The sequence below is a fragment of the Pseudomonas fluorescens genome (assembly GCF_000968015.1).
GTDB lineage: Bacteria > Pseudomonadota > Gammaproteobacteria > Pseudomonadales > Pseudomonadaceae > Aquipseudomonas > Aquipseudomonas fluorescens_W.
This window is the reverse complement of sequence record NZ_LACH01000002.1, coordinates 321,752-345,794: the sequence shown is the minus strand read 5'-3', so window position 1 is coordinate 345,794 and position 24,043 is coordinate 321,752. Positions and strand designations below refer to the sequence as shown.

Annotated in this window: 25 protein-coding genes and 2 pseudogenes; 14 read left to right on the top strand and 13 right to left on the bottom strand. The window is 58.1% G+C overall.

What is annotated here, in order from left to right; all coding sequences use genetic code 11:
- Positions 1-22: 22 nt before the first annotated feature.
- Together VD17_RS02730 and VD17_RS02725 are read right to left on the bottom strand one after the other, a co-directional pair.
- Positions 23-1,297, bottom strand: coding sequence for a glucarate dehydratase family protein (locus VD17_RS02730; RefSeq protein WP_046052552.1), 1,275 nt, complete (start codon positions 1,295-1,297; stop codon positions 23-25).
- Positions 1,294-2,673, bottom strand: a complete 1,380-nt coding sequence (locus VD17_RS02725) for an MFS transporter (RefSeq protein WP_046052551.1) — start codon at positions 2,671-2,673, stop codon at positions 1,294-1,296. The genes VD17_RS02730 and VD17_RS02725 overlap by 4 nt, the downstream gene beginning before the upstream one ends.
- A 106-nt stretch (positions 2,674-2,779) precedes the next feature.
- Between VD17_RS02725 and VD17_RS02720 the strand changes: the two genes are divergently transcribed.
- Both VD17_RS02720 and VD17_RS02715 read left to right on the top strand, forming a co-directional pair.
- Positions 2,780-3,682, top strand: a complete 903-nt coding sequence (locus VD17_RS02720; protein WP_046052550.1) for a LysR substrate-binding domain-containing protein — start codon at positions 2,780-2,782, stop codon at positions 3,680-3,682.
- Positions 3,683-3,938: 256 nt separating this feature from the next.
- Positions 3,939-4,499 carry a YSC84-related protein gene (locus tag VD17_RS02715; RefSeq protein WP_046052549.1) on the top strand — a complete coding sequence of 187 codons (561 nt, stop codon included), beginning with the start codon at positions 3,939-3,941 and terminating at the stop codon, positions 4,497-4,499.
- A gap of 553 nt (positions 4,500-5,052) precedes the next feature.
- On the opposite strand, the gene VD17_RS02710 is transcribed toward VD17_RS02715, so the two are convergent.
- The 3 genes and pseudogenes from VD17_RS02710 to VD17_RS02700 all read right to left on the bottom strand — a co-directional run bounded on the left by VD17_RS02710 (position 5,053) and on the right by VD17_RS02700 (position 6,300).
- On the bottom strand, positions 5,053-5,322 hold the full coding sequence (locus tag VD17_RS02710; RefSeq protein WP_046052548.1) for a DUF2798 domain-containing protein: 270 nt from the start codon (positions 5,320-5,322) through the stop codon (positions 5,053-5,055).
- A gap of 64 nt (positions 5,323-5,386) precedes the next feature.
- Positions 5,387-5,728, bottom strand: a pseudogene (locus VD17_RS02705) (cysteine hydrolase family protein); the annotation flags it as partial.
- A gap of 212 nt (positions 5,729-5,940) precedes the next feature.
- Complete coding sequence (locus tag VD17_RS02700; RefSeq protein ID WP_046052547.1) at positions 5,941-6,300, bottom strand: DUF6124 family protein; 360 nt, start codon at positions 6,298-6,300, stop codon at positions 5,941-5,943.
- 694 nt (positions 6,301-6,994) lie between these two features.
- Here VD17_RS02700 and VD17_RS02695 point away from each other — a divergent pair.
- The 5 genes and pseudogenes from VD17_RS02695 to VD17_RS02680 all read left to right on the top strand — a co-directional run bounded on the left by VD17_RS02695 (position 6,995) and on the right by VD17_RS02680 (position 10,384).
- Positions 6,995-8,130 (top strand): annotated as a pseudogene (locus VD17_RS02695) (polymorphic toxin type 44 domain-containing protein).
- Complete coding sequence (locus VD17_RS02690) at positions 8,117-8,509, top strand: hypothetical protein (protein ID WP_046052545.1); 393 nt, start codon at positions 8,117-8,119, stop codon at positions 8,507-8,509. The pseudogene VD17_RS02695 and the gene VD17_RS02690 overlap by 14 nt, the downstream one beginning before the upstream one ends.
- A gap of 27 nt (positions 8,510-8,536) precedes the next feature.
- A complete protein-coding gene (locus VD17_RS02685) occupies positions 8,537-8,893 on the top strand; it encodes a DUF6572 domain-containing protein (RefSeq protein ID WP_046052544.1) in 357 nt (118 codons plus the stop codon).
- Between the two features lie 392 nt (positions 8,894-9,285).
- Positions 9,286-9,417, top strand: coding sequence for a Gp37 family protein (locus VD17_RS32520; RefSeq protein WP_259674530.1), 132 nt, complete (start codon positions 9,286-9,288; stop codon positions 9,415-9,417).
- A 106-nt stretch (positions 9,418-9,523) separates the two neighbouring features.
- Positions 9,524-10,384: a phosphotransferase gene (locus VD17_RS02680; protein ID WP_046052543.1), complete on the top strand. Its 861-nt coding sequence runs from the start codon at positions 9,524-9,526 to the stop codon at positions 10,382-10,384.
- A gap of 15 nt (positions 10,385-10,399) precedes the next feature.
- Here VD17_RS02680 and VD17_RS02675 read toward each other — a convergent pair whose 3' ends face one another.
- The 6 genes from VD17_RS02675 to VD17_RS02650 all read right to left on the bottom strand — a co-directional run bounded on the left by VD17_RS02675 (position 10,400) and on the right by VD17_RS02650 (position 17,219).
- Positions 10,400-10,858, bottom strand: a complete 459-nt coding sequence (locus VD17_RS02675) for a GNAT family N-acetyltransferase (protein ID WP_046052542.1) — start codon at positions 10,856-10,858, stop codon at positions 10,400-10,402.
- A gap of 27 nt (positions 10,859-10,885) precedes the next feature.
- On the bottom strand, positions 10,886-11,608 hold the full coding sequence (locus VD17_RS02670; RefSeq protein WP_046052541.1) for a gamma-glutamylcyclotransferase: 723 nt from the start codon (positions 11,606-11,608) through the stop codon (positions 10,886-10,888).
- Between the two features lie 150 nt (positions 11,609-11,758).
- Positions 11,759-13,171 (bottom strand): purine-cytosine permease family protein, encoded by a 1,413-nt coding sequence (locus VD17_RS02665; protein WP_046052540.1) that lies wholly within the window; start codon positions 13,169-13,171, stop codon positions 11,759-11,761.
- A gap of 50 nt (positions 13,172-13,221) precedes the next feature.
- A complete protein-coding gene (locus tag VD17_RS02660; RefSeq protein WP_046052539.1) occupies positions 13,222-13,962 on the bottom strand; it encodes a TorF family putative porin in 741 nt (246 codons plus the stop codon).
- Between the two features lie 110 nt (positions 13,963-14,072).
- Positions 14,073-15,815 carry an amidohydrolase gene (locus VD17_RS02655; protein ID WP_046052538.1) on the bottom strand — a complete coding sequence of 581 codons (1,743 nt, stop codon included), beginning with the start codon at positions 15,813-15,815 and terminating at the stop codon, positions 14,073-14,075.
- 18 nt (positions 15,816-15,833) lie between these two features.
- Positions 15,834-17,219: an amidohydrolase gene (locus tag VD17_RS02650; protein ID WP_259674529.1), complete on the bottom strand. Its 1,386-nt coding sequence runs from the start codon at positions 17,217-17,219 to the stop codon at positions 15,834-15,836.
- Between VD17_RS02650 and arsH the strand changes: the two genes are divergently transcribed.
- The 7 genes from arsH to VD17_RS02615 all read left to right on the top strand — a co-directional run bounded on the left by arsH (position 17,184) and on the right by VD17_RS02615 (position 22,957).
- The gene (gene arsH / locus VD17_RS02645; RefSeq protein ID WP_259674528.1) at positions 17,184-17,843 is read left to right on the top strand and encodes an arsenical resistance protein ArsH; all 660 of its coding nucleotides are present in this window, start codon (positions 17,184-17,186) and stop codon (positions 17,841-17,843) included. The two genes, VD17_RS02650 and arsH, sit on opposite strands and share 36 nt — an antisense overlap.
- A 227-nt stretch (positions 17,844-18,070) precedes the next feature.
- The gene (napE, locus tag VD17_RS02640) at positions 18,071-18,238 is read left to right on the top strand and encodes a periplasmic nitrate reductase, NapE protein (RefSeq protein WP_046052537.1); all 168 of its coding nucleotides are present in this window, start codon (positions 18,071-18,073) and stop codon (positions 18,236-18,238) included.
- A gap of 37 nt (positions 18,239-18,275) precedes the next feature.
- On the top strand, positions 18,276-18,623 hold the full coding sequence (locus VD17_RS02635; protein WP_259674527.1) for a chaperone NapD: 348 nt from the start codon (positions 18,276-18,278) through the stop codon (positions 18,621-18,623).
- Positions 18,532-21,036 carry a nitrate reductase catalytic subunit NapA gene (gene napA / locus VD17_RS02630; RefSeq protein WP_046052536.1) on the top strand — a complete coding sequence of 835 codons (2,505 nt, stop codon included), beginning with the start codon at positions 18,532-18,534 and terminating at the stop codon, positions 21,034-21,036. The genes VD17_RS02635 and napA overlap by 92 nt, the downstream gene beginning before the upstream one ends.
- 11 nt (positions 21,037-21,047) lie before the next feature.
- Entirely contained in the window at positions 21,048-21,533 is a 486-nt protein-coding gene (locus VD17_RS02625) for a nitrate reductase cytochrome c-type subunit (protein ID WP_046052535.1), read from the top strand.
- 9 nt (positions 21,534-21,542) lie between these two features.
- Positions 21,543-22,139 (top strand): cytochrome c3 family protein, encoded by a 597-nt coding sequence (locus VD17_RS02620; RefSeq protein WP_033059988.1) that lies wholly within the window; start codon positions 21,543-21,545, stop codon positions 22,137-22,139.
- A 107-nt stretch (positions 22,140-22,246) separates the two neighbouring features.
- A complete protein-coding gene (locus tag VD17_RS02615; RefSeq protein WP_046052534.1) occupies positions 22,247-22,957 on the top strand; it encodes a class I SAM-dependent methyltransferase in 711 nt (236 codons plus the stop codon).
- Here VD17_RS02615 and VD17_RS02610 read toward each other — a convergent pair.
- A complete protein-coding gene (locus VD17_RS02610) occupies positions 22,926-23,522 on the bottom strand; it encodes an eCIS core domain-containing protein (protein WP_046052533.1) in 597 nt (198 codons plus the stop codon). The two genes, VD17_RS02615 and VD17_RS02610, sit on opposite strands and share 32 nt — an antisense overlap.
- Before the next feature lie 95 nt (positions 23,523-23,617).
- A complete protein-coding gene (locus tag VD17_RS02605; RefSeq protein WP_033060309.1) occupies positions 23,618-23,947 on the bottom strand; it encodes a DHCW motif cupin fold protein in 330 nt (109 codons plus the stop codon).
- Between the last annotated feature and the right edge of the window lie 96 nt (positions 23,948-24,043).

Here is a 24,043-nt window from a genome sequence, read left to right as displayed (position 1 = left end):
CCCGGGGGCACCGCTCAGGTGATCAAAAACGCGGTTTGACCGCCTTCCACTCCGGCTTGTAGCGCTGCATCTGTTTCACGTCATCGCGCTGACGAATGCCGCACGTCAGGTACTGGTCATGCAGCTTGCCCAGTTGATCGTGATCCAGCTCCAGGCCCAACCCGGGCGCACGGGTGATTTTCACGCAGCCATCGACGATGGGGATTTTGCCGCCCTTGATCACCTCTTCATCCGGTTCCTGCCACGGGTAATGCGTGTCGCAGGCGTAATCCAGATTGGGCACCGCGGCGGCGACATGCGCCATCGCCATCAGGCTGATGCCCAAGTGCGAGTTGGAATGCATGGACACGCCAAGGCCAAAGGTGTCGCACATTTTCGCCAGCGCCTGGGTGTCGCGCAGGCCGCCCCAGTAGTGGTGGTCGGCGAGGACGATCTGCACGCTGTTCAACGCCACGCTGCGGCGGAATTCATCGAAGTCGGTGACCACCATGTTGGTCGCCAGCGGCAGGCCGGTGCGCTTGTGCAGTTCGGACATACCGTCCAGGCCCGGCGTCGGGTCTTCGTAATATTGCAGGTCATCGCCCAACAGTTCGGCCATGCGGATCGACGTTTCCAGCGACCAGTTGCCGTTCGGGTCGATGCGCAACGGGTAACCGGGGAACGCCTTTTTCAGCGCCTTGATGCACGACACTTCGTGCTCCGGCGGCAGCGTGCCGGCCTTGAGCTTGATGCTCTTGAAACCGTTGGCTTCGATCATGCGCCGGGCCTGGGCGACGATCTGTTCTTCGTTCAGCGCTTCGCCCCAACTGTCGGGTTTGTAAGGTGAGTCGACGTGCTGGGCGTACTTGAAGAACAGGTAGGCGCTGAACGGAATCTCGTCGCGAATCGCCCCGCCCAGCAAGTCCACCAATGGCACGTTCAACGAGTGCGCCTGCAAATCCAGGAACGCCACTTCGAATGCCGAATACGCGTTGCTCACCGCTTTGCTGGCATGAGAGCCGGGCGCCAGTTCCGCACCGGCAATGCTTGCCGGTTTGTTCGCCGCCACCGTGGCCTGCACGATGCGGCGCAGCTGATTGAGGTTGAATGGGTCGAGGCCGATCAACTGGTCTTGCAGTTGCTGCTGGATCAACAGCGCCGGGGCGTCGCCGTAGCTTTCACCCAGGCCAATGTAGCCGTTGTCGCTTTCAATCTCGATGATCGAGCGCAGCGCAAAGGGTTCGTGAATCCCGCTGGCGTTGAGCAGCGGCGGATCACGGAAAGCGATGGGGGTCACGGTGACTCGGGTGATTTTCAAGAGGCTGCTCCCTTTGGATCAGGTTTCAATGCGGGGTGACTTAAAGAGGTTGGGGATGGGGCGGTCAGCACCTGGCGTGCATCGCCCTTCGGTGCCGTACGGGCGAAGAAGATCACCACCGCCGCCACCAGTGACGTGGCCGCCAAGCCGTAGAGGCCGCCTTCGATGGAGCCGGTTTTTTGCTCCAGGAAACCGAACGCCGTCGGCGCGACGAAACCGCCGAGGTTGCCGATGGAGTTGATCAAGGCGATCACCGCGGCGGCGATGCGCGCGTCCAGATAGCCTTGCGGAATCGGCCAGAACAATGCCGAGGCGGCCTTGAAACCAATGGCGGCAAAACAGATGGCGACGAAGGCGAAGATCGGCCCGCCGGTGGTGGACATGAACATGCCGAACGCGGCGATCACCAGGGTCAAGGCCACCCAGGCTTGCTGGTGTTTCCATTTGCTGGCCATGGCGGCGAAGCCATACATCGCGATGATCGAAATGATCCACGGAATCGAGTTGAACAGGCCCACCTGGAAGTCGCCGAGGTTGCCCATTTTCTTGATCATGCTCGGCAGCCAGAACGTGGCGCCGTAGATGGTCAGGGCGATGGAAAAGTAGATGAAGCAGAACAGTGCGATCTGCTTGTCGGCCAGCAACTTGAACATCGACGGCTTGATTGTCTGTGTGGCTTCGCGGGCTTGTTGTTCCAGCACGATGGCGTCAACCAGTGCGTCCTTTTCTTCGGCGCTCAGCCATTTCGCCTCGCGCGGATGGGATTGCAGCCAGAACCAGACAAATCCACAGAGCACGATCGAGGCAAAGCCTTCGATCAAGAACATCCACTGCCAGCCATGCAGGCTGAAACCGCTGACATTCAACAGCGCGCCGGAGACGGGACCGGAGATCACCGAGGCGATGGCCGAACCGCTGAGGAAAATCGCCATGGCTTTGCCACGTTCAGTCGACGGTAGCCATTGGGTGAAGTAATAAATGATGCCGGGAAAGAAGCCTGCTTCAGCTGCACCGAGGACAAAACGCAGTACATAGAAACTGGTTTCGCCACGCACAAATGCCATGGCCATCGCCGCCGCGCCCCAGGTGAACATGATGCGCGTCAGCCAGGCGCGAGCGCCGTAGCGTTGCAGCAGCATGTTGGAGGGGACTTCGAAGATCGCGTAACCGATGAAAAACAACCCGGCGCCCAGGCCGTAGGCTGCTGCGCCAATGCCGAGGTCGGTTTCCATGTGGCTGCGCACGAAGCCGATGTTGACCCGGTCGATGTAGTTGACGATGAACATCACCACGAACAGCGGCAGCACATGGCGCTTGACCTTGGCCGCGGCGCGGGCGAGCACGTTCGGGTCCGGCGGACTCTGGAGGGTATTCAAGGGGCGACTCCCGTTCATTGTTTTTTTAGGGACGAGCCGATCATGGACGCGCACATTGATCCCGTCTAATCTAACTTGGCATTCTATTGATACCTGGATTAGATCAATGTTCGAACTGACTCAACTGCGCTGTTTCACCACGGTGGCGACCGAACTGAATTTCCGCCGTGCCGCCGAACGGTTGAACATGACTCAACCGCCCCTCAGTCGACAGATTCAACTGCTGGAACACCACCTGGGCGTCGAGCTGTTCACCCGCACCACCCGCAGCGTCGCCCTGACCGCCGCCGGCCGCGCGTTTTTCATCGAAGCGCAAAACCTGCTGGAGCGCGCCCAGCAAGCCGCCGTCACCGCCCGCCGTTTTGCCGAGGGCGACATCGGCTCGGTCAACATCAGTTTCGTCGGCAGCGCGGTGTATGAATTCCTGCCCAAGGTCATCGCCGAAGCGCGGCTCAAACAGCCGCATGTAAAAATCGACCTGACGGAGATGAACACCTACCAGCAGCATGAAGCCCTGCGTGCCCGTCGTATCGACTTGGGCATCGTTCGAGCGCCGTTGCTGGAGCCGGGATACGCCACCGAATGCCTGGTGCGCGAGCCGTTTGTATTGGCGGTGCCGAGCCGTCATCGGCTGGCGAACGCAGAAACCGTCTCGGTCCAAGACCTCGATGCGCAACCCTTCCTGATGTACTCCCACGCCGCCTACCCACCGTTCAACGAACTGCTGACCGGTATGCTCCGCTCTGCCCGCGTCGCCCCGGAATACGTGCAATGGCTCGGTTCATCCTTGACCATCCTGGCGTTGGTCAACGCCGGCATGGGCCTGGCCCTGGTGCCTCGCTGCGCCACCAGCGTGGTGTTCAAGAACGTGGTGTTTCGCGATATCGATCTGGGTGAGGGTGTGCAGAGTGAGCTGCATTTGATCTGGCGCGAGAACAATGACAACCCGGCGTTTGCGATGTTGCTGGAAGGCATTCGAAGGGCTGTGCGGGAGGGATGGGGCGTTTGAGTTTGTCGGTGCCGGGCGTTTCTTTGGGGTCTTCGACCACTTTGCCTCTGACGACGAACCCGGCCGTTGCGCAGTGGTCCAACCCACTGACGGCATCGCGAATGATCAAGGCCTTGGGCCGGGTTCATTCAAAAGCGACGCTTTGCAACTCACACACATCAGGGTGCGCCGGATAACGTTCAGTAGGTTCGGGTCCTGTCTGGTGCAGGCGCTGACTGCTGCTCTCATCCCCCTGCTCCCTTAGCGGAGTACGAAAATGACTCAGTCAATGCGCTTCTTCCTATCGATCTTCCTCGCGACAGCCTCATTGGCATCAGCGAGCCTCCTCAACAATGCAGGTGCGGCAACCGCCGAAGACCTGAATGCCGACTCCCGGCAAGCGTTGCAAACGCTTTACAAGGCCTCACCAGTTGCCAAAACCATTTCGCAGAATGCCAAAGCGGTGCTGGTCTTCCCCAAAATCGTCAAGGCCGGCCTTGTGTTTGGTGGCAGCTATGGCGAAGGCGTGCTGATGAAGGGCTCGCAAATAGAGAATTATTACAACTCCGTAACCGGGTCCTGGGGACTACAAGCAGGCGCCCAATCGTATGGTTATGCGGTGTTCCTGATGACTGACAAAGCCGTGAATTATGTTCGTGAGACCAAGGGCTGGGAAGTCGGCGTAGGTCCTACCGTTGTATTGGTTGATGAAGGGGTGGCGAAGAATCTGTCCAGCACGACGGTGAAGGACGATGCCTACGCGTTCATTTTCGACCAGCAGGGATTAATGGCCGGGATCAGCATTGAAGGAACGAAGATTTCCCTGATCAAGCGCTGAAAGCCTGCCCTTCAAGGGGTTTGATCATTTGAAGCGTGCCGCGTGGGCGCCCCCTCTACCAAGGCGTCTTGAGTACCAGGCAAGACGCCTCTTTTGGACAGGATTCACAGCGACATTCGTGGATTGTCGAGCGCTATCACCGTCCTCGCCAAGACGGGGGCCTGATGAATCTTCTAACCCAATGTAAGGGTGCCTGTATGAGCAATGGAGCTCTGTATGTTGTGCAATGGAATTGCGAGTAAAGGTGCAGTACCTTGTGTTTGTAACTCCCACGATCCGCAATCCATTCAGGTTGAGAGGTGGACTTCATGAACAACATCATCTACATCGTCGGGGTAGTTGTGATTGTCGTGGTTATCCTGTCGTTTCTCGGGTTTGCATAGAATCGAAGACCGTCTCGATTCGTCGTTTGTCCCGTCACACAACGTTGCCGACATCGCGCGCAACCTGCTGCCGGTGCGGGCGGTAGCAAATGGCGGCGGTCATAAGTGGGGGCCATCGGCCCCCTATGTGTAAAGCCTGTCGCGCCTGAATATCACGCCCGATCGAGCAATCACTGCTCACGAGGCGATTGCGCCCCGACAGCGTCTCGAGGCTCGTCCTGCACGAGAATTGCGGTCAATCGTTTGATCCAGGGCGTTGCCATCAGTACGACAGGGACGATGGTGAGCCAGGCCAGCAACCACGCTTTGAACCCGTACGCGAGCAACTCGCCGACCGAAAGGCCGGATGGACTGGCAATTGCTGCGGCCACTGCGCAGGTGATTGCCGACTGGATCACGGCAGCCGCCCGTTGACGATAACGCGGGGAAAGTCTGGGCATTTTCCGATCTCGTATTGGCAAGGCTGTACCCCGCATCGCGAGGCACAGCCTGGTCGCGCTTGACCTATCTGGCTTGTAGAAACTCAACCGCTTGCGCCGTGCTCCACAGGGCATTGGCGATGTAGCGATAGTTGATCAGTGCGGCAAGGTAGCCATCACCTTCGGGGGTCGTCGGGCCGGCAGTCGCGTCCCGAACCACGGCCACTTCAAAGCCAAGCTCCAGCAGTTCGCGCAGGTGCGACTCGACGCACAGGTTCGCCGCCATGCCCGCCAATATGATTTGCGACACACCGTGCTTGCGCAGCTGCAGCGCCAGGTCATTGGTTTCCGGGCCGTAAACCTTGTGCGGTGAAGCAATGATGGTTTTGCCGTCGAGGATGTAGGGCTTGTACTCGGGCATGAAGTTGCCGCAATACCTGTGGGAGCGAGCTTGCTCGCGATGAACGATTACGCGGCATCCCAGACCTGACACAAAACCCAATCACCGGCCAGCAGCGGCAACAAACACCGAGAACCTGTGGCGAAGGACCTTGCTCCCGCTGGGCTGCGCAGCGGCCCCAAAAAGGGAACAACTGCCCAGCCCAACGTCAGTTACCCACTCACCCCAGCAGACCGCACTTACGCAGGTGGTTCAATTTTATCCAGCAATCGGTTTGCCGTGATTTCAGCCACCAAGACGCTGTTGGAAATGCCCAACAGGGAATAGCGCGAACAACCCTCCAAGAGGTCCACCAACTCGTGGACCATCACATCAATCGAGGCCAGGGTTTCGACCAGAAAAACCGCCAGAGTTTCGGTCGTGGCCTCTGGGTCCACGTAAAACAGGGTGCTGCGTGTTCGCGGGGTGGCTTTGATGTCGGCAATTGACGGGAAGTGGTAATTGAGAGCCCGCTCGGCGGCTTCGTTGAGTTTTTTTGAATCGGGTTCGTACGGGGAAACCGGATCGGTGTCCGGTGGGTTGGGTGTGACCTTGAACATATCTTAGGTTCCTAATGGTGTGCCAACCCTCCTGCTGCTAAACGAAGAGGGTGGCAGCTGCACGCAGGTTAGCAGACCGGGAAACCTAAGAAGCCGGCGCGCCCAAGGGCGCCCTGCGTACAGCTACCATCAAAATGCAGGCGCAAAACCTGACTGATAGAAGCGTCGTACGACTTAGGTTGTTCACGGGCTGCTAAACCCGATCACTGATGAGCAGTGACAGGAATCAAGTTACCGAGTGGCCCCAAGGCGCACAAGCCGGCGGATTCTGGCGCAGCCGTAGGCAACGGCGCAAGGTTTTGTAGCTTTCAGGACGTAACCTTGAGGGCGCTTAAACAAGCACCCTATGGAGATGTTTAATAATCTGATGCACGCTTCTTGCGCGAGGTGAAACCTTGAGAAAATCGTGGACGCATCCGACATTTTTAAGGTTGAGCGTCGCAGGTGTGGTGGGTAGCGCGAACTCTTGAATCAGTCTGATTCCGGCCAAAAGGAGTCAGTCGGATGCGTCTACGAAACTAGGGGCGGTTCACCACGACCCGGTATCGTTTATGGAAAGTAACTGACACGGAACACGGAAGGTTTTCAGCAAGACTTTTGGGATTTGTCTTGCAGCCATTGTTTGAGCTTCCCGATAAAGTCAGACTACCCCAGCCCCAAGCTGGAACTCCTCGCAACGACTCAAGGACGATACATGATTTCTTCTGCACGACTGGGTGACAAGCATGTCTGCCCTTTGCCCGGCCATGGCACCACCCCGATTGCCTCCGCCAGTGGCGACGTAAATATCAACTTTATGGGCTCCGCACGTGTTGGCGATACATGTGGTTGTGGCGCCGTAATCACCACAGGTTTCCATCGATTCAAGTGAATGGCCGTCCTATGGCCCACATTGGCAGTCCTACCAGCCATGGCGGAACCATCATCACCGGGTCAGGTGATGTAGGTGGCGGGTTTGTCATGGGCGATGCTGGCGGTGCAACCATCATCAACTTCATGGCACTGGGAGCTTTCCGCCCAGATGGCACCGTGGACGATGAAAAGATGGCGACCTTGCTCGCTGATCCAAATTTGAAAGAGAAGGCTCTGGCGGCGAATGCCTTGGTAGATCCGCAAGCCAGCACCGAAAAACCCGAAGCGAAGACAGAGCCGGAAGCACTTACTACGTGCAAAGACCCTGACATGATGGAGCAACTGGCCGATTACATCGCCGATGAGATGAACCGCAATATCAAAGACCCAGCAGTCTTGGAAATAAAAGAACTAAACAGCTTCGATCCTGAGGCGGAAACCAAGAAATTTATGGAGCTTCCGCTCTACCTGCGCCTAGGGCAAGACCCACAGTTTTACAACATGGCACTTGGAAAAAAGGCGATGGCTTTCGCCATCTGGACGAAACAGGTGGGTCAGGGTCAGGATTGGGATCACAAGCCCAAATTGGCCAAACTGTTTGGTGCACCTTGGCACAAACAAGGGGCGTATGACTTCTACTACGACATCTGGTCGAACATCCATTATGGGTATGTCGGCTTAGCCGGTGGACTCTCTGACAGCGTGCAATTGGACGGCGCTGGAGTTGAGCAAATAGGCTCAGACAGTTGGCGCTTCCTCAAAGACCCTAAGAGGTTTGATGGCCCACGAAGGACGGAAGGCGTCGAAGGGATGCGAGCATGGGACGATGCTCCTGATAGGGTGTCGATCATCCTCGGAATGGAACTCTACAAGGAGTATCCGAACGGCGGTGTCACTGCACAAATCATCATGGACAAAGTGTTGGCAGTGCCAATTGCTGACTGGGGTACAGGGGTTCAAAAACATGCCTGCAAGTGAAAAGCGACCACGACATATTGGGCGGTGGATAGGGCTGTTTCTTATTGGTGCTGTGGCGTGCTGGTACGTAGCTATACCGCGAGTTGTCGTTTTCTACTCAAAAGACGGTACCAAGAAAATTAGTTACGTCCTGAACACACAGCACACCATCGTTCGCGGTGAACTGCTGCCCGGAAAGACAATGGGTGATGTAGGACATATCTTTCCTGACGATGAGTTCTTCATGCGTCTCGACTGGTGGAATGCGAAGGGCCTGAACCGTTGCGTAAGCATTACGCCCCAATGGCCGACAACGGAAATTCATATTGACCGTAACGGCGAGATTGACACCAGTGAAGGCAGTGGCACTGATGGAGAGCGATTGAAAGTTTGTAAGTAGGATTTAGCCAAGCCATAGGGGGCATAAATGTCCATAACAAATCCACGTGTAATCGATTTCTGGGCAATTCCCAAGCGAAAGCTACACGACCTGGTGCTCGTTATCACTGATCACCTTGAATGGGGTGGTAAAGCTGAACAAGGCGAACACTTGCTCTTGCTGCAAGAGAAAATCAACACGTACATCGCCTTCATCGAAAGCGGTGAGATTTACACCGAAATTCCCGGTGCACTGGGTAAACATCCCATCATTCGTGTTCTTGGCCTGTATGAGTTACCAGAGCAAGCAGAGCTCTTCATTGGCCGTGTCACAGAGACTCTAGAAGAAGTGGGCATCGGTTTTGAATTCGAGCTTAAAGCGGACGAAGCAATACGTAATATGTGATCACGCCAATGTCTCTGTCTGAACGTTTTCGGCTTCGCAGAGATTCAAGGAACAGCAAGCGAATTGGGAGATGAAATGGAGCTTCGTACTGAGTTAACGCCGCCTGCATTTGATGAATCCATGGTTGCTCGACTAACGAAACTCGCTGAAGAAATTGATTGCGGACATCCTGAGCAGACGCTGAGCCAGTTGTCGGAATTCAACCGAGAGGCGATGACAGAGCTTGGGTTCATCGACTTTCAGGGTATTTATGGAGGCCAAGTCCATGAGACTTGGGTTCGCAAGATCTTAGCAGCACCGTTTGAGCGGCCCGTAGCAGATGTAACGAGGGGTGAACTTATAGAGCTGGCTAGGCCACGCCGCTGGCCGGCACCAACTACTCGCTGGGCCAGGTGCTGGCCAAAGTCGCCGGTAAATACCGCCTCAACCTCCCACGCGGTGCCGTCCTGTTGGCCTACGGCAAGTCAACCTTTGGCGTCTCGGAAAGCACCGATGCGGCGTACGTGCAGCCAACCCAGCGGTAAAAATCAAATCTGTGAGTAAGGGTATGCAAAGTCCTGCCGATAACGACAAAGCGCCGCGCTCGATTGACGGCGTTTTATGGACCAGAAGCATTAGCAGGGACTTTACATGCGTCACCTCAGACACCTTACTTCCCCTCTGAATCAGCAAAAGATTGCTGACGTCACCTTCCATTTCGATCCGTCTGATCAGAACGAACTGGTGACTGTGCTTCAGCGTTTTTTTGCCGCGCCGGATCAACATGCCTTGCTGGATATTCCCGAGGAAACCCGCAGCGTGTTCCTGCTCGAAGGTGAGCGCAAATGGGTGTTGAAGCACAACCGCCTGACCCACTGGAAAAAGCAGCTGCAGAATTTCCTGGGTCTCAAGCGTGTGTTCGGTCTGCATGACCTGACCAACGAATTCATCAATCTGTCCGTTGTGTCCGCCAAATCAGAATCATCGCCCAGAGTGGCTGCATTCGGCCACGTCGGACGTTTTCCGTTTCTCAAGGAAGAGTATTTGCTGGTCAGTTTTTTCGACAACCATTGCAGCGTCGATGAACGACTGATCGCCCAGCCCGAACAGGCGCAAACGCTGCTGTCAGACATTTTTCAACTGTTTGGGCAGACGCTGGTCGAGGGGTTTGTGCACATGGACCCGCACCCCAAGAACATCCTTATTGGCCCCGATGGCAGGCTGCGCCTGATCGATTTCGAATGCTGCGCGCATTCGGTGCTGGATCACGACTTCAGCCTGGGTTTTCTGCTGGGTTACTTCTATCGCTACTGGTTCAACAAGTTCTTATCGGTTGAACACTACAACGCGTGCTGTGAACGCTACCTGAAGCATCAGCACCCGCAATTGAACCGTGAGGTTTTTCAGGCGGTGTATGAACGCTTTCGGGACCGTGGTGTTTCCCGGAGCACGCGTTACCGCATCCTCACGTGCCCCAAGGCTCAAGCTGCATTCCTGCACGAGCTGAGGTAACCGGCAGCGATTGGCTCAGCCTTGCTTCAAATCGAGGCAGTAGGTGTAGTAACCCGTATCGCGCACATAACCCAAGGATTCGTACAACCGTTGCGCGCCGACATTGTCCGTGGCCGTTTCCAGCACCAGGCCTTTAGCGCCGGTCAACACTGCGAAGGCTCGCGCGGTGTTCATCAGCAACGTGCCGACCCCTTGCCCTCGCGCGGCGGGTGTTGTGAAGAGGTCGCCAAGCAGCCAGGTGCGATGCGCGTCGATGGACGAGAACGTCGGGAACAACTGGACGAAACCCAGCGCCTCGCCGCTGGGGGCCTGGGCGAAGAAAATCGCGGATTCGTCCCGGGCAATGCGCTCGGCGATGAAGGCGCGAGACTGCGGCAGGTTCGATGGCTGGCCGTAGAAGCCTCGATAGGCGTCGAACAGGCTGGCGATTTTATCGATGTGAGATGCGTCGGCGCGCAGGGCCTGGATGTCCATGGTTGTCGTCTCCGTACGGATGCTGTTCTAGGGTTTCTTCGCAGCGAACACTACCTCTTCGATCTCCTGTGCGACCAGGCTTTCTATCCGTCTCATATTACGATCACGAATGCCGTGCTCCTTGAGCATGGTCACCGTCCGAAAAAGATATTGAGCCGCCGAGCCCCAATGCCCCGCTGCACGAGCCAATACGTGGGCGACCCTTTCCATCGGTAACTTGCCCGCATAGGCCTTGCCGTCACGTGCTGCGACAAAGGCTAATGCACGCAGTATCCCGGTTTCGGTCTTGACTGAAATCCAGCGCGGAACATTGGTCGGCGGGTTGGCATCAATTTCCCGGAACATTAACAGCCCCAGTTGTTTGAAGTGGTCCTGTGCTGGAAGTCGGTACGCCAACCCATTGCAGCTTCCGCCTCGGTCGAGGGCCAACATCAGGGCCGGCAACTCGCGAGTGCCGCGCCAGCGAGTCAGTGTCAGGCAGAACGACCGATGCCAGCCATAGGCAGTGGCGCTACGGCTTTCCACAAATTCGAACTCCGGATTCCAGATCAGAGAGCCGTAGGCAAATACCCAAAGCTCTTGCGGTTGGTATTCACGTAAAAGCGCCGCCACCATCGTATCGAATTCAGCCTGGGTGTGTTCGGTCGTGCCCGGTTCGGGTCCGGGATCAGGCTCAAAGCGCTCAACACTGGCGACCAGTTCCGCCGTCAGGTTTCGCTGTTTGATTTGCGCCGTTTTCGCCTCGTCCATACCGGCCTCGCAACAGGGATAAGCCGCCAGTTGATCGACAGCCTCCTGAGGCTGATCAGCCTGAAAGTCTAGCACCGCGTATTGATTTGTCCCGACGACTGAACAGCGCTCTCTCACACCCGGCAAAGGGTGTGAGAGTTGTTGCGAATGTCAGGCTTTCGAACCCTGTTCAGGCAACACCGCCAACGCCGAGGTCCTGGCCAGCAGGTAGTAGAAGATACCCGGCACCACCAGACCAACGATCCAGGAAATATCGACACCGCCGAGCTGCGCGACCATCGGCCCGGAGAAGAAGTGCGTATCGACGAAGGGCAGCTGGATCAATACACCGATGACATACACGCTGATCCCGCGCGTGTTCCAGCGACCATAACGACCCGCCGGGTCGGACAATGCCGGGATGTCATAGCGCTCTTTGTTGATGAAGTAGTAATCCACCAGATTGATCGCGCTCCACGGTGTGAAGAAGGTCAGCAAAAACAGGATGAAGTACTTGAAGGTGTTGAGAAACGAGTACTGCCCCAATAGCGCGAGCGTGGTGGAGGCCGCGACAATCACCAACACAAACACCATCCGCTGCCGGGCGGAAATCTCCAGACGACTGCGCAAACCACTGATGATGGTGGCCACGCACATGAAGCTGCCATAAGCGTTAAGCGTGGACACCGTGACCTTGCCGAACACCACGCTCAAGTACAGCAAGGACGCCATCACACCGGTGCTGCCCAACCCGACGATGGTCGCCACCTCATGACCGCGAAAGTTCGCACCGGCCAACGCCGCGGCGAACACCCCCAGCACCATGGACGCCTGGGCGCCCAGCACCGTTCCGAGCCCGACGGCAGCGAACGTCTTCCACGACGAAGTCTTGCTCGGCAGGTAGCGTGAGTAGTCCGCCACATAAGGGCCAAAGGCGATCTGCCAGGACGCGGATAACGACACCGCCAGCAGGAAAGTACTCCAGCCGAAGTGACGGTTTTCCAGCAACAGGCCGATATCGTTGAGGGTCATCAGCCGGGTGAACAGATAGACGAAGGCGATGATGCCCAGCACGCTGGCCACCCGGCCGACCAGGTGGATGACCCGGTAACCGAAGATCGTCAGAAACGCGATGCAGGAGGCAAAAATCAGGATGCCGGCGCTGTCGCTGACATGGATCAACTGGGCAATCGCCTGCCCCGACAACACCGCGCCGGTGGCGCTGAAACCGAGGTACATCAGGCACACCAGCACAATCGGGATAGCCGCCCCGTATACCCCGAACTGCACACGACTGGAGATCATCTGCGGCAGGCCGAGCTTCGGCCCTTGCGCCGCGTGCAGGGCAACCACTGCGCCGCCGAGTACCTGGCCGATCAGCAAGCCGATGAGCGACCAGAACACATCGCCGCCCAGCACCACGGCCAGGGCGCCGGTGACAATCGCGGTGATTTGCAGGTTGGCGCCGAGCCACAGGGTGAACTGGCTGTAGAGGCTGCCATGACGCTCGGCCTCGGGGATGTAATCGATCGAACGTGTTTCGATCAGGGAACTTCGCTGCTGACTATCGCTGACCTTGGTCATTACGCTGTTTTCCTTTGAGGCGCTTGTTTTTAGGGTGTGGGCTCGAACGCTTAGAACGCCTTGCTGGCACTGGCAACCACCGTGGCGGAGCACAAATCTCCATAGCCATACCAGCTCGTGCATTCGCTTTTCGACAGGTCGGTATCAATGTAGCTAAGGCCCCAGGTCACCCCCACGAAGTCACGGGTCAACTTGGCTTCCCACTCGCTGTAGGCATCACGACTTTCGCCGCTGGCGGACCAGAAAGCCGGGGCTTTGACATCGTTGCGGCCCACGCGCAGGTCCAGGCCGATTTCGGCCGGCAATTCGATTTTGTAGCTGAGGTAGGTGTAAAGGGTGTCCTGGTCCTCGCCAAAGAAGTTCGGCGTATCGTTTGAGTAGTAAGCGCCGAGCTTCACGCCATAAACGTCAAGGACGGCGTAGACCTCACTCAAGTTGAATTGGCCCTCTTTTGGATAGTCGTACTTGATGTACCCCAGGTCGAGGCTGATGGCCTCGGTCGCCTGCCAGTAGTAGCCCGCGTAATACTCGAGTTCCTGCCGTGTCTTGAACTCGCCGCCGAAATCGACATTCGAGGTCCAGGCGCCAACGTACAGGCCGCTGCTGTGCATCAGCGTGGCGCCGGCCTGAGCCGCCGGATCCCCAAGGGTTTGCGAAATGCCACGGGTGCGGTAGTCGCTGAAGACTCCCAGGGTCATGTCCAGACTGAAGTCATCGTTGAGTGTCAGCGCCTGGGTAGTCAGGGGTGCCAATACAAGCGTGGCAAGGGTCAATACTGAGCGTGCGTTCATACAAGTCTCTTATTGTTATGGAGGTGCGGGTTATTTCAGGCATGGCGATGCCGAGCCCCTCGTCGTACGAGGAGCCAGGCGTCTGTTGCGTGGTGCGGGTGAACGGAGGGTCAAGACGCGGGCGCGTACACCTCTTTGCCGGCGAAGAAGGTCTTCAGGACCTTGGTGTCGAACAGTTCGTCATCGCTGACCTTGAAGACATCGCGGTCGAGGATGATCAGATCGGCCTGTTTGCCGGGTGTCAGCGAACCAATCTGCTGCTCCAGGCGCAGGGCCTTGGCGGCATTCAGCGTGTAGGCGTAGAACATGGTCTGGCGATCGATGCTCTCCTTGGCATTCAACACGCCCAATGGCCCTTTGCGCGTACTCGCCTGAGCGATGGCGTTCCATGGATTGGGGCTGGATACCGGCCAGTCACTGCCACCGGCGATGACCGCACCGGCGTTATGCAGGGACTTGGCGGGATACTGATAACCGTAAGCAAACGCGCTGATATAGGGTTTGACGAGCTCGACGGTGTAACTCTCGCCGGTGGCCCACAGCAATTGCATGGAAGCGATCACGCCCAGTTGCTTGAAGCGCGGAAACTCTTTTGGGTTGACCAGTTGCAGGTGGCTGATGCTATGAGCCACCGGTGTCGGGTTGAGTTTGCGCGCGTAGGCAAAACCATTGAGTGATTCACGCACCGCACGGTCGCCGACCGCATGCATGTGCACAATCCAGTCGCGTTTCTCCGCTGCCACGACCAACTCACCGAAGTGCGCGGGGTCGATCAGCAGTTGACCGTTTTTATGACTGTTCTTGAAGGGAACGATGACCGCGGCGGTCTGCCCCGGAAACTCCAGAACGCCATCGGCGAATACCTTGATGCCAGGAAAACTCAGGTTGGGTACACCCTCGAATTTCTTCATGACCTTGGCCAGCACTTCCAGGTCGGCAGGTCGGCTTTTCGGGTTGGCCAACAGCAGCGCGGCGACGTGGGCATTGAGCTCGCCCTTCTCTGCCAGTTCGCGGTAAAGCGGCAGCACGCCGTAACTCTGCTCGGTTGCCTTGAAATCGAACAGCGAATCGCCACTGCCGGCATTCGCCGCCGCGTCCATCCAGGCGGTGACGCCGTATTGATTATTGACCTTCACGGCCTCGCGGGCGGCTTTCAACATGATCTCGTCGCTGGGCGCGGGGATCTGGCTGCGTACCTGGTCCCAGCGCGACTCGGCAAAATAACCATTGGGGGTGAAATCCGCGTCATGACCCACATAGCTGCGATCCTGTTCCGACAGGCCTTTTACCAGCGCCGCGTCGATCTTCAGGCGCTTGAGCATGGCGTTGTTGGCCCAGCCGGTGTGCCCGTCGATCCCGCTGAGGACCACCAGTTGATCCGCCCAGCGTCCCTGATTGAAACGCTGGCCCAGCTCACGGCTCTTGTCCCAATAGGCCGAACTCACCCCGGCGATGCTGATCACGTCACCGGTCCGCGCAATGCCCGCCTGATCCTGTTCGATAATCCACTGTTCAAGTTCCGGCAACGGTTTGACTTCATCCAGCAGGTTGGCTCCCATGCTGTCGAAGGCCGCAACCACCGGGTGACTGTGGGTATCAATCATTCCCGGCATCAGCACCTTGCCCGCCAGATCGATCCGTTGCGTGCCGGTGTCGGCCAGGGCGTTGATCTCGGCATTACTGCCCACTTTGAGAATCTTGCCGTCTTGCACGGCCACTGCCTGGACCAGTCCCTGACCGGGTTCGGCGGTGAATACCTTACCGTTGAACAACACAAGGTCAGCGGCGGCCATGGCTTGCACCGAAGAAAAAGCCAGGGCTGCGGCCAACAGGTTTGGAATAAATCGCTGCATCGGAACACTCTCTTGTTTTTATTGGGCAGGACGGGTGGTTGATGCCTGGGACAACGCCTTCGGATCAAGGCCAACGAACGGCGCCTTGGCCCACACGACCTGGCCGCCCACGACCGTCAGCAGCACGTTATTTCGAGCCAACGCCTCCTCGGGGACCTGCATGAAGTTCTTGTCCAATACGATCAAGTCGGCGAACTTGCCGACCTCGACCGAACCGACAACAGCGTCCAGTTTCAACTGCTCGGCAGCGTTCATGGTGATGGTGCGCAACACTTCAGTGCGCGACAGCCCCGGGTCGGCATTCAGCCTGCCCGCATACTTGGGCCCGTAACTGTGCGGGTTCAGCGGATCACCTGAACGGGTAACACCGATTTTCAACGCCAGGAACTCGTCGAGCGGGTCGACGGGCCAGTCGCTGCCATACGCAACACGGCCGCCGGCACGGGCGATGCTGCCGGACGGCTCCATGCGGGCAAATCGCGCAGCCCCCAGATGCTCGTTGGTACCGTCGACCGTGGACGGTGCCTGCTGGGCCCACTGGAAAGACATGTTGGCAGTCACATCGAGCGCCTTGAAACGCGCATAGTCGGCAGGGTCCACCGACTCGTTGTGAGTAATGGTCGGGCGGAAGTCATTGCCGGGCAGTTGCTGGCGCACGTATTCGATGCCATTCAGTGAGTCACGCACCGCGCGGTCTCCGGTAGCGTGAAGGTGCGGATCGAGGCCGGCCTGCACGGCTTTCAGCAGCAGCGGGTTGAGCACTTGCGGCGGGAAGTAAAGCTCGCCGGTGTTCTTGCCGGGTGTCCACTTCGGCGCCGTATCGGTGCCGGCATTGCGCAGGTACGGCGTCAACATTGCACCTGTGTCCGCCGGCGCGTTGATGATGCCGTCCATGAACAATTTGACGTGGCGCATGCTCACGCCCGGCGCCGGTTTCGCTTCGCCCTGGTCGTAGGTAGTGGCCATTGCCTTGGCCTCGGCGATGGTTTTGTCCGGGTCGGCAGCGGCGGCGGCAGGGTCGAGTTTGATCGCCAGCAAGGCCCGGGCCGTCAGCTCACCCGACTGCTGCAGGGTGGTAAACGCTTTGCCATTTTCCGGCCCCGACAAGGAATCGAAGAAACTGGTGATGCCTTGCTGGCGCATAGCGTCGAGCGCCGCGCGGGTCTGATTGAGTTTCTCTGCGTCGGTGGCGGGTGGCACCACGGCAGCCATGGCATCGGCGGCTCCGTCTTCGCAGATGCCGTTCGGGTTGCCGGCGCTGTCGCGCATGTACTTGCCGTCACCGGGGTTGGCCGTTTGCTTGTTGATGCCGGCGACCGCCAGGCCGCGAGAGTTGGTCAGCACCGTATGGAAGTCGGTGGAACGGACTTGAATTGGACGGTTGGTCTTGAGCGCGGCCAACACAAGCCACGAATCCTGTTGCTGTACGGGTCGACCCGCGCACGGTCATTCAGTCGGCTGCTGGTCGAAGAAGCAGCGCGGCTGCTCGAACATTTCGGTGCAGAGACGCGGATTTTCAATCCATCGGGGCTACCGCTCCCGGATGACGCACCCGGCGATCACCCGAAAGTTCAGGAGTTACTTGAGCTGATGCAATGGTCTGAAGGACAGGTCTGGTGTTCACCCGAACGCCACGGCGCCATGTCTGCCGTATTCAAGGCCCAGATTGACTGGGTGCCGCTGGCCCTGGGCGCCGTTCGCCCGACCCAAGGAAAAACGCTCGCCGTCATGCAAGTCAGCGGCGGTTCCCAATCCTTTAACGTGGTGAATCAGCTTCGCGTGCTGGGCCGCTGGATGCGGATGTTCACAATCCCTAATCAATCTTCCGTGCCGAAGGCTTATCTGGAGTTTGACGAGGGCAACCGCATGAAACCGTCCTCGCTGTATGACCGGGTGGTAGACGTCATGGAAGAACTGGTGAAGTTCACGTTGCTGCTGCGCGAGCGCCCGGATCTGGTTGACCGCTACTCGGAACGCAAGGAGTCAGCGGAAGAACTGACTCAGCGTGTAAATCAGCGATCGATTTGAAAGCCGTTCGACTACGGTTGAAATGCTTTGCCAAACCATTTATCGAAAAGCGAATACCTGGCAATACAACGCAACCAGGTAACTAAATGAAGTAATGATCTAAAACGTTATAACCCGTTGCGACATTGGAGCACGGGTTAACTACCGTCGGTCTGTAAAAACCCCGCCAGAAAACCTGCAAAAACTTCGTGATCTAGTCTGACTGCACGTTCGGCAGGAGATTACTCATGTCATTGGCTGAAGAACGAAAACCTCAGCGCCGCAAGGAAACCCGGCTGTTTCTCTTTCTTGTCGTCTGCCTTTTTCCGCTGCTGTCGATCGCTATCGTCGGCGGTTACGGTTTTATCGTCTGGTTTTTCCAGATGCTGTACGGCCCACCGGGACCACCCAACTAACTAATAGCTTTTTCTGAAAGCCTATTGGAGCCAGCGCATGGACGAAGCTCTGCATATCGCCAGTCTTGTAGTACTTGCCAGGCCCGAATTGTTCGACGCCGTTAAAGCCAACTTGCGCCTGTTGGACGGTTTGGAACTGCCTCAGGAAAGTGCGGCGGGAAAACTGGTGGTGGTCCTTGAGGCCGTACACGAAAGTCAGATCCTTCAACGCATCGAACAGATCAACAACTTGCCGGGCGTACTCAACGCGGCGTTGATCTATCACGAACTCCTCAACCCGAAGGAGATATCGAATGAGCATGACGCGCCGCGAATTCGTCAAAGCCCAGGCCGCCGCCATTGCAGCCGCCGCTGCTGGCCTGCCGATTATTACCGACGCCAGTAATCTGGTGACCGAAGCAGACATGGTCACCCTGGACTGGAATAAGGCGCCCTGCCGTTTCTGCGGCACCGGGTGCAGTGTGATGGTCGCGACCAAGGACAACCGCGTGGTCGCCACCCACGGCGACGTCAAGGCAGAGGTCAACCGCGGACTGAACTGCGTGAAGGGCTATTTCCTTTCGAAGATCATGTACGGCGTTGATCGCCTGACCCAACCGCTTTTGCGCATGAAGAATGGCCAGTTCGACAAGCAAGGCGAATTCCAGCCGATCAGCTGGGAGAAGGCCTTCGACATCATGGAGCTGAAATTCAAGGAGGCCTTGAAGAGCAAAGGTCCCGGGTCGGTCGGCATGTTCGGCTCCGGGCAATGGACCGTGTGGGAAGGCTATGCCGCCAACAAGCTGATGAAGGCAGGCTTTCGCAGCAACAACATCGACCCCAACGCCCGCCATTGCATGGCCTCGGCGGTGATGGGCTTTATGCGCACCTTTGGCATGGATGAGCCGATGGGGTGCTATGACGACATCGAAGCCACCGATGCTTTCGTGCTCTGGGGCTCGAACATGGCCGAGATGCACCCGGTGCTCTGGAGTCGAGTCACCGACCGCCGCCTGAGCCAGCCTCACGTGAAAGTGGCTGTGCTGTCGACCTTCGAACATCGCAGTTTCGAGCTGGCCGACATCCCCATGGTGTTCAAGCCGCAAACTGACCTGATGATCCTTAACTACATCGCCAACCACATCATTGAAAGCGGCGCGGTGAACCAGGATTTCATTACCAAACACACCCGATTTGCCCAAGGTGCCGACGACATCGGATACGGCCTGCGCCCTGATGATCCACGGGAAATGAAGGCAAAAAATGCCGCCAAGGCCAACACCTGGACGGATATTTCCTTCGAACAATACGCAGCGTTCGTCAAACCCTACACGCTGGAGCGAACCGCCAAGGAGACAGGCGTTCCGGCTGAAAGGCTCAAGGCTTTGGCCGAGTTGTATGCCGACCCCAAGCGTAAAATCGTGTCGTTCTGGACCATGGGTTTCAACCAGCACACTCGCGGCGTCTGGGCCAACAACCTGATCTACAACATCCATCTGCTCACCGGCAAGATCAGCGAACCGGGCAACAGCCCTTTCTCACTCACCGGACAGCCGTCGGCCTGTGGTACGGCGCGCGAAGTCGGGACCTTCTCCCACCGCTTGCCCGCCGACCTGGTGGTGACCAACCCAAAACATCGCGCCATCGCCGAAAAAATCTGGAAGCTGCCCGCCGGCACCATTCAGGAGAAGCCTGGTTTTCACGCGGTAGAACAGAGCCGCATGCTCAAGGACGGCGTGCTCAACGTTTACTGGACCCAGGCCAGCAACAACATGCACGCCGGGCCGAACATCATGCAGGAAGTCCTGCCGGGCTGGCGCAACCCGGATAATTTCGTGATTGTCTCCGATGTCTACCCTACCGTTTCCGCGCAAGCCGCCGACCTGATCCTGCCCAGCGCCATGTGGGTGGAAAAGGAAGGCGCCTTTGGCAATGCCGAGCGGCGTACGCAATTCTGGCATCAATTGGTGAGCGCACCGGGGGACGCCAAGTCGGACCTGTGGCAGTTGCTGGAGTTTTCCAAGCGCTTCACAACCGATGAAACCTGGCCCGCCGAGTTACTGGCCACGTCTCCTGAGCACAAGGGCAAAACCCTGTTTGAGGTGCTTTACAAGAATGGCCAGGTTGACCAATTCCCGGTCGAGCAAATGGAAGCCGGATACAAAAATGATGAAGCCAAAGCGTTTGGCTTCTACCTGCAAAAAGGTTTGTTCGAGGAGTACGCCCAGTTCGGTCGCGGCCACGGACATGACCTTGCCACGTTCGACCGCTACCACAGCGAACGAGGCCTGCGCTGGCCGGTGGTGGACGGCAAGGAAACCCGCTGGCGTTACCGCGAGGGGCTGGACCCCTACGTGGAAAAAGGCAGCGAGGTGCAGTTCTACGGCCACCCGGACAAGAAGGCGATCATCTTCGCCCTCCCCTACGAGCCGCCAGCCGAAGCCCCGGATGCCGATTACCCGTTCTGGCTGAGCACCGGGCGCGTCCTCGAACACTGGCACACCGGCAGCATGACCCAACGCGTCGAGGAACTGTACAAAGCGGTGCCGGACGCATTGGTCTACATGCACCCCGAAGATGCCAAGGCCTTGAAGGCGCGGCGTGGCAGTGAAGTGAAGTTGATCAGCCGACGCGGTGAGATCCGTGCGCGCATCGAGACTCGCGGGCGTAACAAGCCCCCGCAAGGACTGGTGTTCGTGCCGTTTTTCGACGCCAACAAGCTGATCAACAAAGTCACGCTCGATGCCACCGACCCGATCTCCAAGCAGACCGACTACAAAAAATGCGCGATACGAATCGAGTTGATCAGCGTGGCCTGAGGAGAACCGTCATGCCTTTGCGAATCCTGCCGTTGCTCCTGCTCGCTGCGATTGGCGTGGTGACAGCTGCAGAAGTCAATTACCCCCTCGATGCACCGGGGCCGGATGGGCGCCGGCCCGGTGGCACCTTGACCCAGAGCATGCCGGCCCCGCCCATTGCCAATGAAGAAAACAAGGACCTGAAGCGCGAACGCAATTACCCGGACCAGCCTCCCACCATCCCCCATACCATTCGCGGTTATCAGATCGACCAAAATGGCAACAAGTGCCTGTCCTGTCACAGCCGTGCCAACAGCGCGCGAACCCAGGCGACGATGATCAGCATCACCCACTACATGGACCGCGACGGCCAGGCGCTGGCGGCGGTATCGCCGCGCCGGTACTTCTGTAACCAATGCCACGTGCCGCAAACAGAAGTGCAACCCTTGGTGGGCAACAGTTTCGAGACGATCGACAAAATACTGCAAGACGACGCCAACGCCGCGCAGAAACCCTGAGGAGGCAACATGAAAGCACTGTTCGCCCTGCTCAAGGATTATTGGGGCATTCTGCGTCGTCCGAGCCTCTACTACAGCCTGGGCTTTCTGACGCTGGGGGGCTTTATCGCCGGGATCATTTTCTGGGGGGGCTTCAACACCGCGCTGGAGCTGAGCAATACCGAGAAATTCTGCATCTCCTGTCATGAGATGCGTGACAACGTGTTCGTCGAGCTCAAGGACACGATCCACTACACCAACCGCTCCGGCGTGCGCGCCAGTTGCCCGGACTGCCACGTCCCCCACGAATGGACCCACAAAATCGCGCGCAAGATGCAGGCTTCGAAGGAGGTGTGGGGCAAGATTTTCGGCACCATCGATACACGTGACAAATTCCTCACGCTGCGTCGCGAACTGGCCGAACATGAATGGGCAAGGCTCAAGGCCAACGACTCTCGCGAATGCCGTAATTGCCACAACTTCGAGTTCATGGATTTTACCCGCCAGAGCAAGCGCGCTTCTGCCATGCACTCAACTTCTCTGGCCAACGGTGAGGCCACCTGTATCGACTGCCACAAGGGCATCGCTCACAAGCTGCCCGATATGAGCGGAGTGAAAGGCTGGTAGGGCTATCGCGGCATCTGCTTGCAGGATACTCGGACGCCGGTAAAGCGTCTGCGATCCCCCCGTACTTGTCCTATCCTTGCATCCAACCACCCACTCCGGACAACGACATGCCCGCCCCTGAATCCACCCTCCTCGACAGCTGGCACCACAACGCCCAATCCTGGATCGAAGCCATCCGCACCGGCGCCATCGAGAGCCGCCTCAAGGTCACCGACCAGGCAATCCTGCTGGCGGTGCTGGGCCGTCAGCCCGAGCACGTGCTCGACCTGGGCTGCGGCGAGGGCTGGCTGTTGCGCGCGCTGGCTGAACGGGGCATCAAGGCGGTCGGTGTGGATGGCGATGCGACGCTGGTCGAGGCGGCGCGGGCGGCGAGCTCTTCGCCGGTACATTTGGCGAGCTATGAAGCGTTGGTGGAGGCGAAGGTGGACATCGGCCGCGACTACGACCTGATCTGCGCCAACTTCGCCCTGCTGCACCAGGACATCATTCCGCTGCTCGCCGCCATGAACGCCCTGCTCGCCCCTGGCGGCGCGCTGGTGATCCAGACACTGCATCCGTGGACCGCGGCGGCGGGCGACTATCAGGATGGCTGGCGGGAAGAGACCTTCGCCGGATTCAAGGGACAGTGGCAACCCATGCCGTGGTACTTGCGCACCTTGTCCAGTTGGTTCAATGCACTGGACATGGCCGGTTTTCAGCTGACCGCCCTGCAGGAACCGCAGCACCCGCAAAGTCCTGTGCCACAGTCATTGCTGTTGGTGGCCGAACAGCGGGGCTCGCTACCCTTCAGTCAGTCCCTTCCCGCACCCACCGTCTGACCTCAGCCTGTATGGCATAAGCCGGTGCCTCCACAGCATTGAAATCCTGTGTATACCGCTGGGCAAATCCTTCTACCCCCCACTCCTGATACTGCTGCACATGCTTCAATTCGTGAGCCCAGAGCGCGATGTCCTGTTCTGCGGCTTGAGCGTCCCGGAAGAGGATGATGTCGATCAGCGTGACGGCACCGACATCGGGGTTTTGCAGCATGGCCGTGGCGGCGTTGAATTGGCCGTTGTCGCTCACGTTGTAGCGCGCGGTATCGAGGACGCTGGGGTCGTACCAGCGCAACAGTTGCTCCCGGATGTGCGGTGGAATGGGTTGGATGCCGGCGTTGGCTGCTTCAGCGCGGGCTTGGGTCAGCCACAGCGCCAGGGCAGGTGCCGCGATCTGGTAGACGCCATCAGGCATTGCGCCGAGCAACTGCCCCACGTCCGGCAGGCAGATGCAGTCGTCCAGGCACACTTGTGTCTCTCCGGCTGGGCAGGCGTTGGTCTGGGCTTGCACCTCAAGAGTCAGGCAAAGAACAAACAGCGCCACCAGGTGTGTGGTGATGGACGACATTGGGCGCTCCAGGGACGGACGCAACGCGAACAGGGGTCACCATTGATCGACGATCCGCATGGCATTAGCGTAGTCCCGAACCAAGCGCCCCAGCGTTAATCCACCACGAACAACTTGGCACCGGTGGTGCTGAAAGATCGATGCCCCTCTGCGTTGCTGCCCACCTGATAGCTCATCCCGGCGGTGAGCGTGAACTGACGCCCATCCTCCAGTTCCGTGTGCAACTCGCCTTCCAGGCACAACAGGATATGACCTCTCCAGCACCAGTGATCGGCCAGGTATCCGGGACTGTATTCAACCATCCGAACACGCGTTGAACCAAACTGGCAGGTTCGCCAATAGGCGGTACCCGTCTGTCCAACATGCTGCACAGGTTCGACAGTCGACCAATCGGTCGTACCAAAGGGAACAGCCGTCAGATCCATCGTTGCCTCATCAATGAAGGAGTGTCTGTGGACCGTACCCATCCAGTACTACTTACGATAGACACAGATGACCCGCATTTATGAGATACAGGCGCC

What these genes read in the sequence shown, in the direction of transcription:
- VD17_RS02720 (WP_046052550.1), top strand. Translation starts at nt 2,780, where the DNA reads ATGTTCGAACTGACTCAACTGCGCTGTTTCACCACGGTGGCGACCGAA.
- VD17_RS02715 (WP_046052549.1), top strand. Translation starts at nt 3,939, where the DNA reads ATGACTCAGTCAATGCGCTTCTTCCTATCGATCTTCCTCGCGACAGCC.
- VD17_RS02710 (WP_046052548.1), bottom strand. Translation starts at nt 5,322, where the DNA reads ATGCCCAGACTTTCCCCGCGTTATCGTCAACGGGCGGCTGCCGTGATC.
- VD17_RS02700 (WP_046052547.1), bottom strand. Translation starts at nt 6,300, where the DNA reads ATGTTCAAGGTCACACCCAACCCACCGGACACCGATCCGGTTTCCCCG.
- VD17_RS02690 (WP_046052545.1), top strand. Translation starts at nt 8,117, where the DNA reads ATGCCTGCAAGTGAAAAGCGACCACGACATATTGGGCGGTGGATAGGG.
- VD17_RS02685 (WP_046052544.1), top strand. Translation starts at nt 8,537, where the DNA reads ATGTCCATAACAAATCCACGTGTAATCGATTTCTGGGCAATTCCCAAG.
- VD17_RS02680 (WP_046052543.1), top strand. Translation starts at nt 9,524, where the DNA reads ATGCGTCACCTCAGACACCTTACTTCCCCTCTGAATCAGCAAAAGATT.
- VD17_RS02675 (WP_046052542.1), bottom strand. Translation starts at nt 10,858, where the DNA reads ATGGACATCCAGGCCCTGCGCGCCGACGCATCTCACATCGATAAAATC.
- VD17_RS02670 (WP_046052541.1), bottom strand. Translation starts at nt 11,608, where the DNA reads ATGGACGAGGCGAAAACGGCGCAAATCAAACAGCGAAACCTGACGGCG.
- VD17_RS02665 (WP_046052540.1), bottom strand. Translation starts at nt 13,171, where the DNA reads ATGACCAAGGTCAGCGATAGTCAGCAGCGAAGTTCCCTGATCGAAACA.
- VD17_RS02660 (WP_046052539.1), bottom strand. Translation starts at nt 13,962, where the DNA reads ATGAACGCACGCTCAGTATTGACCCTTGCCACGCTTGTATTGGCACCC.
- VD17_RS02655 (WP_046052538.1), bottom strand. Translation starts at nt 15,815, where the DNA reads ATGCAGCGATTTATTCCAAACCTGTTGGCCGCAGCCCTGGCTTTTTCT.
- napE (WP_046052537.1), top strand. Translation starts at nt 18,071, where the DNA reads ATGTCATTGGCTGAAGAACGAAAACCTCAGCGCCGCAAGGAAACCCGG.
- VD17_RS02635 (WP_259674527.1), top strand. Translation starts at nt 18,276, where the DNA reads ATGGACGAAGCTCTGCATATCGCCAGTCTTGTAGTACTTGCCAGGCCC.
- napA (WP_046052536.1), top strand. Translation starts at nt 18,532, where the DNA reads ATGAGCATGACGCGCCGCGAATTCGTCAAAGCCCAGGCCGCCGCCATT.
- VD17_RS02625 (WP_046052535.1), top strand. Translation starts at nt 21,048, where the DNA reads ATGCCTTTGCGAATCCTGCCGTTGCTCCTGCTCGCTGCGATTGGCGTG.
- VD17_RS02620 (WP_033059988.1), top strand. Translation starts at nt 21,543, where the DNA reads ATGAAAGCACTGTTCGCCCTGCTCAAGGATTATTGGGGCATTCTGCGT.
- VD17_RS02615 (WP_046052534.1), top strand. Translation starts at nt 22,247, where the DNA reads ATGCCCGCCCCTGAATCCACCCTCCTCGACAGCTGGCACCACAACGCC.
- VD17_RS02610 (WP_046052533.1), bottom strand. Translation starts at nt 23,522, where the DNA reads ATGTCGTCCATCACCACACACCTGGTGGCGCTGTTTGTTCTTTGCCTG.
- VD17_RS02605 (WP_033060309.1), bottom strand. Translation starts at nt 23,947, where the DNA reads ATGGATCTGACGGCTGTTCCCTTTGGTACGACCGATTGGTCGACTGTC.